Annotated in this window: 10 protein-coding genes; 2 read left to right on the top strand and 8 right to left on the bottom strand. The window is 54.6% G+C overall.

Annotated features, from left to right (window positions below; translation table 11 throughout):
- Positions 1-88: 88 nt before the first annotated feature.
- On the bottom strand, positions 89-1477 hold the full coding sequence (locus C447_RS12005; RefSeq protein WP_079255008.1) for an APC family permease: 1389 nt from the start codon (positions 1475-1477) through the stop codon (positions 89-91).
- A gap of 201 nt (positions 1478-1678) precedes the next feature.
- On the opposite strand from C447_RS12005, the gene hisD reads away from it, so the two are divergent.
- Positions 1679-2962 carry a histidinol dehydrogenase gene (hisD, locus tag C447_RS17200; protein ID WP_160162924.1) on the top strand — a complete coding sequence of 428 codons (1284 nt, stop codon included), beginning with the start codon at positions 1679-1681 and terminating at the stop codon, positions 2960-2962.
- 53 nt (positions 2963-3015) lie between these two features.
- On the opposite strand, the gene C447_RS11995 is transcribed toward hisD, so the two are convergent.
- The 7 genes from C447_RS11995 to C447_RS11965 all read right to left on the bottom strand — a co-directional run bounded on the left by C447_RS11995 (position 3016) and on the right by C447_RS11965 (position 10912).
- A complete protein-coding gene (locus C447_RS11995; RefSeq protein WP_007694214.1) occupies positions 3016-3585 on the bottom strand; it encodes a cytochrome P450 family protein in 570 nt (189 codons plus the stop codon).
- 233 nt (positions 3586-3818) lie between these two features.
- Positions 3819-5288: an MDR family MFS transporter gene (locus C447_RS11990; protein ID WP_010612174.1), complete on the bottom strand. Its 1470-nt coding sequence runs from the start codon at positions 5286-5288 to the stop codon at positions 3819-3821.
- 444 nt (positions 5289-5732) lie between these two features.
- Positions 5733-7604, bottom strand: a complete 1872-nt coding sequence (locus C447_RS11985; RefSeq protein WP_272942154.1) for an SLC13 family permease — start codon at positions 7602-7604, stop codon at positions 5733-5735.
- A gap of 557 nt (positions 7605-8161) precedes the next feature.
- Positions 8162-8881 (bottom strand): haloacid dehalogenase type II, encoded by a 720-nt coding sequence (locus C447_RS11980; protein WP_029601843.1) that lies wholly within the window; start codon positions 8879-8881, stop codon positions 8162-8164.
- Between the two features lie 177 nt (positions 8882-9058).
- The gene (locus C447_RS11975; protein ID WP_007694210.1) at positions 9059-9688 is read right to left on the bottom strand and encodes a helix-turn-helix domain-containing protein; all 630 of its coding nucleotides are present in this window, start codon (positions 9686-9688) and stop codon (positions 9059-9061) included.
- A complete protein-coding gene (locus tag C447_RS11970; RefSeq protein WP_237713360.1) occupies positions 9689-10357 on the bottom strand; it encodes a VC0807 family protein in 669 nt (222 codons plus the stop codon).
- A gap of 24 nt (positions 10358-10381) precedes the next feature.
- Entirely contained in the window at positions 10382-10912 is a 531-nt protein-coding gene (locus C447_RS11965) for a DUF6790 family protein (protein WP_237713361.1), read from the bottom strand.
- A gap of 167 nt (positions 10913-11079) precedes the next feature.
- Between C447_RS11965 and C447_RS18960 the strand changes: the two genes are divergently transcribed.
- The gene (locus C447_RS18960; RefSeq protein ID WP_079255016.1) at positions 11080-11670 is read left to right on the top strand and encodes an alpha/beta fold hydrolase; all 591 of its coding nucleotides are present in this window, start codon (positions 11080-11082) and stop codon (positions 11668-11670) included.
- Positions 11671-13704 lie beyond the last annotated feature (2034 nt).

Genomic DNA, 13704 nt, shown 5'->3' with positions numbered 1-13704 from the left:
CCGTATGTATAGGTACTGGTCGTCTGGTTGATTGCTATTGGATTTGAGAACGGCCATAGATCAAGTCACTACATAGGCCGGATATATGCTACAAATCGCTTACATCTTCAGCGGTGTCACGTGACTCGCCAGTAGAGACGGCATACAGAACGACTCCTAACAGTCCCCACATAAACACGATTGCCCACTCGTACGGCCATACCAATGCTGAAGCGCCGGTTGGTAGATATAGATAAACGAAGAATGCACTGAGGACAAGCGCGAAGACTCCAACAGCTTTCCCAGCAGGCACTTTGTACGGGCGCTCCATCGCTGGCTCTCGATACCGAAGAAGGAGGAAGGAGACAGTAACTAAGAACCATGCGACGACAATACCGAGTCCACCTGCATTCACCGCCCAATTGAGCATTCCCTCGCCGAAGAACGGTGCTAGTCCTGAAATCCCTCCGACGAGTAGAATCGCCTTTGTCGGTGTGTTATACTCAGGATGAAGCGAAGAGAGGGATTCGGGTAGCATTCCGGAATCAGCGAGGGCAAACATCGCTCGGCTTGCACCAATAACCATCGCATTCCAACTGGTCAAGATGCCAGCGATGCCGGCTAAGGCCATAATCCGCCCAACGAGAACACTATCGTAAAGTGCCGAGAGCGCTGCTGCTGCTGGAAGTGGGCTCTCTGCAAGTGCTGCTCCTGGCAGTGCTCTGCCGGCCCCCCAAATGACCGCGATGTAAAATACCGCAGCTAGTAGCACAGCAACCGTAATAATTCGGCCGACCATGCGCGGCGACATATCTGCTTCCTCGGCGAGCTGTGGAATCACATCGAATCCAACAAACATGAAGGGTATCGCAAGCACGACCGAGAACACGCCCGCTGCTCCTCCAATGAAAGCTGGGTCCGGTGACGGTTCCCCGTTAGTGACCCCGCCAATGAGAAGAACAATGCCAGCGAGCGCAATCACGACTGTCAACACTATCTGGAACTGCGCTGCAAAGCGGATGCCGCGATAGTTCAGATATGTAACTAGCAGCATTCCCAGTAGGCCGACAAGAACCCAACTACCGTAGACAGTCTCACCTGCAACGGTCCAAAGTGGTAGCGTGTTGAAACCAGGAATGAGATAGGAGAATGCCGAGGGGAGGGCAACTGCCTCAAAAGCTACTACAGTTACGTAACCGAATATGATCGCCCACGTACATACGAACGAACCTACTGGACCGAGGGCCCGAAGACTGTACGCATGTTCTCCACCAACGAATGGCATTGCTGAGGCTAGTTCTCCATATACGACAGCGATTACACTGACAAGCACTGTCCCAAGCACGAATGCAGCGATTGCACCCATTGCCCCAGCATCGTTGACCCACGTCCCAGTCAAAATAATCCATCCCCATCCGATCATCGCTCCAAGCCCCAGTATTAGCATCTCTGGTGTGGATAACGCCTTGCTTAGACCACTCTTGCTTGTCTTAGACATTCTGTCTCATACCAGCTGACACCACAGCAATAAAACTTCCTACAACACTATCTTCATTCTCTGAGATATGTCCCACAATTTGTGTGAAAATAGGACCAAATTCTATCAGGAGTGCCCGACTCGGATTATTGATAAGACATAAACTGTGAGTGGACGATGAACCTACCTATGGAGTACTTGAAACGGGCTCGAGAAGACCCCTTGGAGACGCCGACCGTTTCGGCTGATGTCAGAGAAACGGTGGAGGATATCATCGAAGCAGTGCGTTCAGACGGTGACAACGCTGTTCTGGATTACACAAGGAGGTTCGACGATATCTCCCGTGACCAAAACCAGCTGACTAAAGAAGAGCGTTCAGACGCAATCGGTCGGGTTAGTGAAGAAGAGAAGCGAATCATCGACCACAGTTTGGATCGGATTCAAACGTTCGCCGAAGCACAGCTCGAGAGTATCAACGAATTCGAGATGTCTCTCGGAGACGGTGTCGTCTTAGGACAGAAACTTGTACCTATTGAACGAGTCGGTTCGTATGTTCCTGGTGGTGAGTATCCACTTCTCTCATCAGCACTTATGACGGTCGTCCCACCAGCAGTCGCTGGTGTTGAACGTATTGTGGTATCGACACCACCACAAGAGGATGGTCTTCCTCATCCAGCAGTCGTCTACGGAGCCATGGAAGCTGGAGCGGACGAAATCTTTGTTATGGGTGGCGCACAGGCGGTTGCCGCAATGGCTCATGGCACGGATGAAGTGACCGCTGTAGACAAGCTTCTCGGCCCGGGTAATGCATTTGTTACCGAAGCAAAGCGTCAGTTGTTTGGAACGGTCGGTATCGATCTTCTCGCTGGTCCAAGCGAAATTCTCGTACTTGCCGATGATACAGCGGATGCTGAACTCATTGCGGCGGATTTGCTAGCGCAGGCTGAACATGATACGTCTGCTCGTCCGCTTTTAGTCACGACATCCACTGCAATCGGAGAAGCAGTTATCGGCGAAGTAGAGGATCAACTCGGAAATCTTGAAACTGCGGAGATTGCCCGTGATGCATGGGAGCAGATGGGTATTGTGGCTCTTGCAGAGAACATGGATGAAGCAGTTACAATCGCGAATGAATTGGCAGTAGAACACGTCGAAGTCCATACTGAAGCACCTCGAGAACTGCTAGATGACCTTCGGAACTTTGGAACCCTATTTCTTGGGGAAAATACAGCGAACGTGTTTTCGGACAAACTCATTGGGACAAACCACACTTTGCCAACCCAACGTAGTGCAAGACACACAAATGGGCTGTCGGTTCATGCGGTGGTAAAAAAGCAAACGTATCAGGAGGTCTCAGATGAGGGAGTGTCCGACCTTGAACCATGGGCGACAAGACAGTCTACTATTGAGCGACTTGATGGACACGCGAAATCGTCGTTTGTTCGCTCTCAGTCAAACACACTACCTAGCTATGAAGCTTCAGAGACAGAACTACCGAATGAGTAACGCTGTAGAACAATAGCTAATATTTAGAAGTAGATATCCCAATATCTGATCAGTCAGGGACCGCGATAATCGGATATTCTTATATATGTGTGGTCGTTAGGCATGGATGGGTGTCGTGCCAGAAGACACCGAAACCAACCTGCAGCAAGGTATAGAGAACTGTGAGCAGTGCGGAAAGGGGATGAGGAGCCCATCCACTGCCTGAATTGTTCGCGGTCAGTGGTCGGTATGTCGAGTAGAGCAGCGATTACCGTGACTGGAACCGGATACGCAAACTCCGAGACGAGGTCGAATGTCGCTTCCGCTCCGCTCGTATCGATTTCGATAGTGTCGAGAACGTCAGCAGCCGCCTGTTCGACGAGTGGCCGCTTCTCTTGAATCGTACGGGGTCGAAACCGTTCGTCGACAAAGCCTCGCAGCCGGTCGTGTTCGGGCGGATCGATGTCGAGCATGTTCCTCGCCAGCTGCTCGGGGACGTCCGTCTCCGATGGCTCCGAAACAGGAACTATCCGATCCGAGCTGACGGTCTCGTCTTCGGTGATCACTCGCTGTACATCGGCGTACCGGAATACGTCCCACATCTCACGGTCCGCATCGTAGTGAACCGGTGCCTCTTGGCGCATCTGGGCATACCATTCAAACGGTTCGAGTGGGTTCTCTCGACTCGTGATCCCGATCGGCAGCGAACGAAAACCGTGCTGTCCATCCGACTGAGCTATTGCTGACCTACTGGTCAGCGACGTATAGTGTTTCTGTCTCCTTGTCCGACTCCGTTCCAGCTCGACTCTCTGAGTGTGAGGAGTTGGCTGTCGTTCAATCCCCGACTGAACAAATGGGTCTTGCTACTCTGAACTCGTCAGTCCGTGGCGGGATCGGCTTGCTCGGAGTTTGCGTTACTCCCGCTCTCCCCTCGCGGGAGCCCGAAGACGGCCACGAGCGCACCGACCCCGATGACCGCCGAAATGACGAATGCCGACGAGAGCCCGCTCGCTAATGCAGCGGCCGCCCCCGCCGGGGGCGTGTTCGTCTCGAACAGGACGCGTTGGAGGTCGCCCAGCGTCGACACACCGGGGACGGCAGCGAGTTGCTCGCGCGCGAGCGTCGTAATTACGAAACCGAGTATGGATACGCCCATCGCGCCGCCGAGCTGGCGGAAGAACTGCTGGGAGGAGGTCGCGAGCCCCATCTGCTCGGTTCCAAGGTGGTTCTGGATGACAGTGAGCAATGGTGGCGTCACCGTCCCCATGCCGACACCCATGACGAATGATACAGCGACGATCACGATGAGCGACGTTGCGGGTGTCCAGAACGCTCCTGCGGCGAAACTCACCACGATACAGGCTGTGCCGACGATCGAGAGCCGGCGTTCGCCGATGCGTTCGGTTGCACGGCCTGCAAGTACGCTCATACCCGACCAACCGACCGAGATCGCCACGACCGCGATCGCCGAGCTGTTCGCGCCGCCGTGAACGCTCTGGACGAACAGCGGGATATACGTCAGCCCGGCGAAGACCACGAAGCTCGTGAGGAAGCCGGCGGTGATAGTAGCGAGGAAGGTTCGATCCCCGAACAGTACCAGCGGGATGATCGGCTCCCTGGCCCGTCGTTCGGCGAGATAGAAGCCACCGAGCGCGGCGAGGCCGATCGCGACTGCGACGCCGGCAGCAAGCGGTCGCGTCGTGAGTAGTTCGAGACCGACCAAGATCGCGCCGACCCCCACCGTGATGGTGAGTGCCCCTGCATAGTCGATATCGCCTGTGGCCGCACCCGTCGTTTCCTCGAGCGTGGTCGCAATGAACGCGACTGCAACGATCCCGACGGGAACGTTCACGTAGAAGACCCAGCGCCAGCCGAGCGTCGAGACGATCGCGTAGCCAAGCGGCGGGCCGAGCACGCTCGCAACGCCCCAGACTGAACCGCCGAGCCCGATGGCCCAGCCACGACGGTCGGGCGGGTAGATCACGCCGAGGATGGTGTAGGGAAGCGCGAGCATCGCCCCGCCGCCGATACCCTGGACCGCACGGAAGGCGACGAGTTCGGCCATGCTGCCGGCCGCCCCCGAGAGCACGCTGCCGGCGACGAAGGTGGTGATCCCGACGTAGAAGAGCTTCTTCCGGCCGTAGGTGTCGGCCAGCCGACCGAACAACGGCATCGTCACCGCGGTAAACAGCATATACGAGGTGAACACCCACGGGTAGAGCTCGAGCCCGCCGAGCGCGGCGACGACCGTCGGCATCGCGGTCGTCACGACGGTGCCGTCGACCGCGGCGAGGAAGATACCGACCAGCACGCCGATGGTTGCAAATCGCCGTTCTCGCTCCTCCACAGATTAAGCCTCTCGGGATCTGTGGGTCCCATCTGATCGGACGCGACGTGTTCCGTCCATAAGGGTGGTACTCGATTTGTGTTCTTAAACAGTGGGCTCGGTAACCGGCGCAGACCTCGGGAGAGACAACTATTACGTCGCAGAAGAGATTTAATCTCGCTTCGCGCCAATGTTCTCTCTATCCGATTCCAGTGGCAACTGCATGTTACATCCCTCTGCATGATATAGATACGGATTCCCTTGTAAAGAACAGTATTGTGAACCGATCACCTCCCAAAAGGATATATTTCAGCACTTCATGACCAGATTGCGGTGATTCGTCTTCGTAGCTAAGATGCTCTTAGGTAGTGTGCGAGTACCCCTTTAGTGTGGCCGCAAGGTGCGCGTTGAGAGCAGTGCGATTCTGGATATACACGCGAGTGATATGCCATACCTGCGGTCGTTCTATACTCCCCATAGTGTAGCGATCCCAAGGACTGTGACGATCGAGAGCACTACCTGCAGCGGTGCACCAACCCGAGTATAATCAGTAAACCGGTAGCCCCCAGGACCGTACACTAGCAAGTTAGTCTGATAGCCAATTGGCGTCATGAAATCGGCACTCGCCGCAAACGTTACTGCGAGCACGAACGCAAACGGATTCGCACCGATTTCGGCGGCAGTCGCCACTCCTATCGGGACGAGGAGCACAACGCTCCCGGCATTGCTCACTACCGCAGTCGTGAGCGCTGTGATAACGTAGAATACCCAGAGTACACCGAGTACCGGAAGGTAGGCGGCAGTTTCGGCGACCAACCCGCCAATCAGATTTGCAGCCCCGGTTTCGGCAAATGCAGTTCCCAACGGAATCAACCCCGCGAGCAGGAAGATGACGTCCCACTCAACCGCATCGTAGAGTTCGTCGGGTTTGAGTACCCCTCCAAATACCATCGCAACCACGCCACCGAGCGCAGCAACCAAGATGTCGAGCACGCCAAGCGCTGCAAGACCTACGACACTAAGCACGATCCCGACTGCAAGGGGAAGCTTTGCCGTTCGATACTCCTTATTGGGAATTTCGTGTGCGACGATCAGATTCGGGTCAGCTGCCATTTGTTCGAGCGTGTCCGTAGGCGCGTGGACAAGCAAAGTATCCCCACGATCGAGAAGGAGGCCCTCAATTCGGCGGTGCAGGAGGTCACTTCCACGTCGAATCGATAGAAGGTCGGTATCGTATTCGCGTTTCAATGGTGTCCCAGCTGCCCGCTCGCCTACGAACGACGAACCAGTCGGGATTACGAGTTCAACCAGGGTTCGTGAACGGTGAGTTGTACCGGTGGCTCCTCCCTGATCGTTCGCATCTGCAACCGCCCCGTTTGTCGCTCCATCAAGGACCGTTTCGGGGACATCTATCGGGGCAATCGAAAGTCCCTGTGTAGAGACAAGGCGCTTGAGACGTTCAGGACGAGCACGGATGATAAGTGCATCGCCGTTTCTTATCTGGGTCTCGGTATCGGGCCTCTCAACTTCCCGATCGTTGCGAAGTATCTGAATTACAGCGACATCAGAGGGGAGTGTCTCGTTGATGGCTTCGATCGTGCGTCCTACAAGGGGGGAGTTATCGGTAACTACGACCTCAGTGAGGTATTCACTCATTCGATATTCTGCAAGCAGCCCTTCGCTAGCACTGATTCGCTCGGGGATCAGTCGATGACCCACAAACAGGAGATACCCAGCACCGGTGAGGAAGACTATCACTCCGAGTCCTGTAAACTCGAACATCGAAAATGGTCGACCAAGCAGTCGTGCCGAAACATCGCTTGCAATGAGGTTCGTCGAGGTCCCGATCAGCGTGAGCATACCACCAACCATCGATGCATATGAGAGCGGGATCAGGAGCTTTGACGGCGAGGTGTGGCCTTCGCGTGCGAGGTCCGAAACCACGGGGATCAACATGGCGACGATCGGCGTGTTGTTCAGAACTCCTGAGGGCAGCCCAGCAACCGATATCACCGAGAGAAGCTGTCGTCGTTCACTATCGCCGGCGAACGCTGCCATTCGTGCGCCAAGACGCTGGACTGCGCCCGTACGGCTCACCCCTGCGCTTAGAATGAACATCGCGAGTACGGTGATCGTAGCACTATTCGAAAAGCCCGCCACGCCTTCTTCAGCGGAAATCTGTGTCCAGGGTTCAAGCACCATCAGCGCGACCAACACAAGTAGTGCGGTAACATCGACTGGAACCCGCTCGGTTGCGAACAATCCAAATGCGAGAAGAGTAATCGCGAACACGACAACCATTCCAGCGGTGATTGGCGGAAGTTGAGCGGGGAGTATGGTATTGAGCGGAATATTTGAACACACACCTAACTAGTATTTGGGTCCTCTGCCCAACCATAGCCGTCCACTCCTCGAGATCTCATGAGGAATCGAACCAGCTCTCCACTGACTCGCGGACGCTTACCTAACACAAAGATGAGGACACTGATTCAATGTTTGGTAAGATGGACCCGGAAGCCACCACTGATGAGTGGTCGATTTTGAGAGCAGAACCGATACACTGAGCGAGGCGCTACTGGTTTCGGTCGGCAGTTTCGTAGCCATTCTGTGCGCGTTACACGTCCTCAAAGGGGCCGCTCGTGTCGAAGGGATGTTCGCGAGAACGATGCTCCGAGCCCGAGACGGGAGGAGTCAGTGAGGGGGTCCTCAACCACCCCCTTGTCAGTAGCCACATGGTTGCTAACATCCTGTCAATGGCCCCGTATAGTTCATTAGAAAGGAGGGATCGGCAAAAACCAAGAGGTGTACTCCTGATTGGAGAGCAAAGGATGAGGAAACCTAGCAGGCCTCAGTGTATCACGCGATGAGCACAGATACCGTTCGAATTCGCCGTTTTATACATCGAGAATCTTGGCGAGGTCAACGAAGTTATCGGCGATGATCTCGGCCGTTGAATCAGGAGGTTCGTTCGTCGACCGATACTCGTCTGGGCCCCACTCCAGTGGTCGGTGGACGTACGCTGTTCGGAGTCCTGCTTCACTGGCGGCTTCAAGATCCATCTCGTGGGCAGCCACCATCATGACTCGGTCAGGTGCCACATCTAGCAGCTCCACCGCTCTCAGGTAGGCTTCCTCGGCTGGTTTGTAGTGCCCCGAGAGTTCAGCTGAGAGGATCAGATCCCAGGGAATCCCCGCTCGCTTGGCCATATCCGCGAGCAACCGGACGTGACCGTTCGAGAGCGTCGCGACGAAGTATTCAGAACGGAGTCGGCGAAGTCCTGGAAGCGAATCCGGCCATGGATCGAGACGATGCCATGCGCCTGTGAGCCACTCCTTATCGGTCTCAGTGAGTGCTTCGACCCCAAATCGGTCGAGGAGTGTCTCTAGCGAGTCTCGATGGAGGGCGTCGAGGTTTCGCCAGGGGATCTCACCGTCGCGAACCCGGTCCATCGACGGTTGGTATTCCTCGCGCCATGCATCCACAAAGGCCGCCCAGTCGACATCGATGTCTCGTTCTGCGCCGAGTTTCTCGCCGTCACGGATAACCCCACTTCGCCAGTCCACGACCGTTCCAAAAACGTCGAAGACGAGTGCATCGACATCTGGCGGTGTCATCAGACTCTCCCCCAGACACATTTGGCGTGGCTGCTGCTCTTAATTGCGAGGGTATCCGTCTCGGTTGTAGCACTCATGTCTGTACTCAGGAGTGCTACAATGAGAGGTTATCCGATGGGTGAGTTCTGAACGCGCGAGATCGCGAGGGGATTTCAGGTCTCACTCAACGGTCTGTCATCAACGCTGTGGACGGGTGACTGCCTCGTATCGTTCGATATCCTCTGTTTTCTTCACTTGAGCGTATGTATCTCGCCAGACTCCCTTATCGAAGATACTGCTTCGATCGAAGAGGTCGCGTGCCTGGTCGGTGATGTAGTAGAATTTGTAGGGGAGGTCTCGACCTGGACGCTGCCCAGTGGGGAACTCGGCGATGGCGACCACTCCTGCCTCTTTGAGCACATCGAGATGTCCTATAATTGTACTCCGGGTGAGACTAGGATTCATGTATTCGAGCTCGGCCATGCTTGGCATTCCATCTGGGTGGCCCACCATGTCGCTGATGAGATTCGCCCGTGAGTCCTGAGTGACAGCTTCCAAAGCCGTCCACTCATCGAATCCCTCACTCGGTCGTGCCCCTCTGAAATCGGCTCGTGACATCTTCTTATTCCCATCTTCGTTTGGAAGCGGTAAATTATGTCGGTGGTCACCGACATGGTTGTATGGACATTCGTCGTCGGCTTCGATTGGTGAGTGGCTCAAATGGGTGAGGAGGAGATCGTCCACGAGGTTGTCGAAGAGACCGAACACCACTCTGGAAAGGATGGGTTTGAGCCGGAGGAATACGAACGACTCAAAACTGCAGTTCACCTACGCGGCTAGCGACTCGCTAAAGAGTCGTTTGTGTTCCGAGTACCATTGCGTCCAGATGATTAGCGCCGCAGCGACCACGATACTCGAGACGTTCGAACTCAAGAAATTCCCGTCCGCGCCGAAACTCGTCACTAGCGCGAACTGTGCGATTCCCACGACGACGAACGTGATCCCCCAGACCGCCGTAATGAGGCTCTCGATACGATTGAACCGGGCATGCTGGCGCTGTGCGTTCCAGAACTCGATACGGTCCGGATCGCCCTTCGCATCGAAATCACGCGAGAGGTAGAACAGTACCGGACGCCCTACGAAGATCGAAACGAAACATGCTATCCCCAGCAGAATGGTGCCGAGTGCTGATTCGTCGAACTGGAGGTTAACGTTGCTTGAAAACAGTGCCGTGACGACCCCCACGACGACACCCACCAAAACGATGATGCTGAGTCCGTCGACGCTTCCAGTACGCCGCCAGCTGAGCCCCAGTTGAATCACTGGAAAGACACCGGAGATAGCGAGCGCCCAGCTCGTCGGGATAGATTGGGTCGAGAAATACTGAAAGGCGACGAACGGCAGCACGAAATTGAAGAGAATACTCTCGGTCATTCCGCCGGCTCGGCTTGGTTTCGTTTCTTGCTCGGTTTCGGATTGGGTGTGTTGAATCGACATTGTGCTGTATTTGATATTCTGTCTTTAGGCGAACTGAACAGTGAGGAGGACCAGAATCACGACTTGAACTGCCGCATTAAACGCAGCGAAACTGGCACGATTACCGGGATGTGTATTCCCGTGCTCATGGATCTCGGCGAAGTGAACCGTCCCTGCACCGAGAACGAAAATTGCATGTCCGAGTCCCGCGGCGATCCAGAACCCTCCATGGAGCCAGATGCACAGCACACCGAGGGTACCAAATGCGAGATTGGTGAAGGCAATCTCCTTTTGGAATGGATTTCCCGTTGGCCAGCCGATGGAAGTAGCGACCTCGTCCGATTGAAAGTAGTGGCCGAGGAACGCCCAGAGTCCTTGCATACCAACCGTAAACACGAGGAACCCTACTAAGAGCGATTCAACTATCGGTTGCCCAAGCAGTAGTACCTGAACGAGTGCGGCAGCGAGCGCGGCGACGACGAACACTACTGGATAGGCACTCACGATTCGATCGACGAGTGTTTGATTCGTTTCTGGGGATTCGGCAGTCTCGATTGATTGACCTTGAATTGACATGTTCAACCATCTCTTGGCTAACATCTGTTAGATCGGCATTAGCATAAAGTATCCTACATTATCTCTCTTGCCTGTGGTTTAGATTCATTAAGGGAAAGCACCGACATATAAGATAGATATTGGTTATTAGCTGACACACTTATCACTTATAACGAACTGCGCAAATCATGGTATCGATACACACATATCGTGATGGACTCAATGCTCGGAGCGACATACGACAGACTTCACACGGGCCGATCGAGGTCAGTACAACTGGCACCGGCTTTCCTGTTATCGCTCTTCATGGGACTCCCGGCGGTCACGATCAAGGGGCACTCGTCGGCCGACCTTCAACCGAGAACGGAGTGCAACTGATCGCTCCGTCCCGGCCAGGCTATCTTAGGACACCGCTCGACTCCGGTCGAACGTTTGAATCGCAAGCCGATCTGGTAGTTGCACTCTTAGATGAGCTTGATCTCGAAAAAGCCATCATTGTGGGTATCTCGGGTGGTGGCCCGCCAGCACTCCAAGTTGCTCTTCGACATCCGGAGCGAGCTGCCGGACTGATTATGGTCTCTGCGGTCAGTAAGGCGATTGAGGACCACTTCATGGGAACCGGACATCGACTGCTAGATCGACTTCTGTTCACCAGCCCGATGCTCAGTATGAGGGATGTAGTGAATCAGCTTGGTCTCCGATATCAACCTGAGCAAGTGGTAGATAGTTTGCTATCGTCGGAGTCGACACTCGACGCTCAACAGCGGATTTCCCCCTGATTCTAGCATGTTTACTTGAGAACTGTACTTTCCTCTCAAAGCTATGGGATAGAGAGGAACACATGCCTACCGTGCCTTATGGCGGGTCGTCCCTCTCTGTTAGTTAGTAACGTGATCGTGTGCATCAAGGTTTTGGCCGAAGTTACAGATCAACGGCGGGGTGTTTTGAGAGATCAACCCCTCGATAGCAGACTGAGTTGCAGTAGTGGGCTAACTCTGACGGATACCGTGCTTCCGCTGTAACCGAGATCAGGGGCCCTCCATCCGCCGGACCACTACCGGCAGGCGGTTGCGTTCGCCGGATACCTGCACAACGGTGCCCCCAACTTTGACTGGTATTTCCCTTGGGCACCCATGTTCGAGAATTAGGCGGTCTACGAGAGTCATTCATTCCAAGGAGGAAGAACTGCATGTCACACTCTCAAAATTGCGGAGGGCTCGTTCGTAGCTTCGCTGTACGGATATTCGCACCGAACAACATATACAACGCTCCGCTCCGCCCGCGTTGTGAAGACGAACTCCGAGACAAGACTGGATTCCAACACGATTCATTCGTCACGGTAGACAGAACAGTGATCGATCAATGAGTGGGTCCCAAGAGCAACCATCCACGTCTACAAATTCGATTAGGAAGCGACTCGTTCAGCACCTTCGTGAACGGTATCAAGAGCCAATGGTGAATACCCCATCCCAATTCGCTAGAACCGGGATCCGTCCTCGAAAGTAGCATCTTCTCTTCTCAAACTCGCTACTCAAGGGCTCGAATCTTACGAGCGATGATTCACGTTCAGACTATAACTTCTCCGTTCGATTATACCCTGGGATTGACAGTAGTATGTGTTAATGTAGATTTCTTGAGCCGAGATATCAGATAAGCACACTGACGGCGGTTATCGATCCGGCTCTATCAGCATTCGGTCACGAATAGTTTTGTCTCCGTGCAAGAATAGTGTGACACGAAGTATGGTTTCGAATCCCACCTATTACAGTCCAAATTGATACTCGAAGCAGCGCAGCACCGCCGATACCGACGTTCCAATCGATAGGGTCTACCCCGCAGCCGGGACTGACTCAACGTTCATTGCCGCACTCCATCTCGTGGCTGAGACGCTCTTTGTGAGGGCGCGCGAATGAGTCCTCATAGTATCAACCGTAGCAGGACTTCCTGCACTAGCACGCGTGTTTTTCGAACGTCGTTGAGCGATCGCGACAGCGCTCCCAAAGAGCTCGGCCCAGAGGGTCGGGTCTTGACGTCGACGCATATTGACGGTCCTCTTGTACCGAAACAAGGGTGCAAATACAGCCATTGGCCGACGTCTTGCTGATTATGGCACTGTTTGTCCTCGTTCTAGCACCTCCTCGATCGGGACACGGTCGCCGAGTGATCGATTCGGTCGCTGTAAATTATAGTAGTGGATGAGGGATGGCCACAACGCCGTCGAGCGGATAGCTCACGCTGATGAGAACTGAGAGCGCACGGGAGGAGAGGGAAACTAATGGATATGGTTCGTGAGTCGTGAACCTCGGGATCTCTCTCCTCCGCACTTCGTCGAAACAATAGGAATGATGATAATCCCGACCCATGAACACTCATGGACGAGGAACTCGAAGAATGTTGGTGGCTCGTCGCTACAGGCGAGGTATCACGAACGGGAGGGGGTTTTAGCGGCCAATATGAGCTACTCGAAACCCCTCCCGCCATATAGGTGGAAATCCAGCTCTCTCGTAGTTGCAATGCCTGAGTCATCGTGGAGAGAAAAGCACTGAGAGTGTAGGTGACTCATCAGTGCTTCGTCTTGTCTTATGAGCGGAAGGGGCGGTGACCAGTCTGATGAGAATCTCCCTCTCCCGCACCTGAGTGGATACAGACGGGGTTGATAGCCATAGACCCTGATGCTCAAAGGGGATAAAACGTCGAGAGCTTCGAGAAATCACCCGCTCTGTGAAGTCGACGAAAGCATATCGGGAGGCCCGGCGACGACTCGCCCAGGCGGACCGAGAGCGTCTTGAGCGCCTCATCACTGACGAATAAGC

The organism is Halococcus hamelinensis 100A6 (genome assembly GCF_000336675.1).
GTDB lineage: Archaea > Halobacteriota > Halobacteria > Halobacteriales > Halococcaceae > Halococcus > Halococcus hamelinensis.
The sequence above is the reverse complement of the archived record's forward strand: the minus strand, read 5'-3'. Positions and strand labels throughout refer to the sequence as shown.

Coding starts and splice junctions, on each gene's coding strand:
- C447_RS12005 (WP_079255008.1), bottom strand. CDS start 1,477: ATGTCTAAGACAAGCAAGAGTGGTCTAAGCAAGGCGTTATCCACACCA.
- C447_RS11995 (WP_007694214.1), bottom strand. CDS start 3,585: ATGCGCCAAGAGGCACCGGTTCACTACGATGCGGACCGTGAGATGTGG.
- C447_RS11980 (WP_029601843.1), bottom strand. CDS start 8,881: ATGACACCGCCAGATGTCGATGCACTCGTCTTCGACGTTTTTGGAACG.
- C447_RS11970 (WP_237713360.1), bottom strand. CDS start 10,357: ATGTCGATTCAACACACCCAATCCGAAACCGAGCAAGAAACGAAACCA.
- C447_RS11965 (WP_237713361.1), bottom strand. CDS start 10,912: ATGTCAATTCAAGGTCAATCAATCGAGACTGCCGAATCCCCAGAAACG.
- C447_RS18960 (WP_079255016.1), top strand. CDS start 11,080: ATGGTATCGATACACACATATCGTGATGGACTCAATGCTCGGAGCGAC.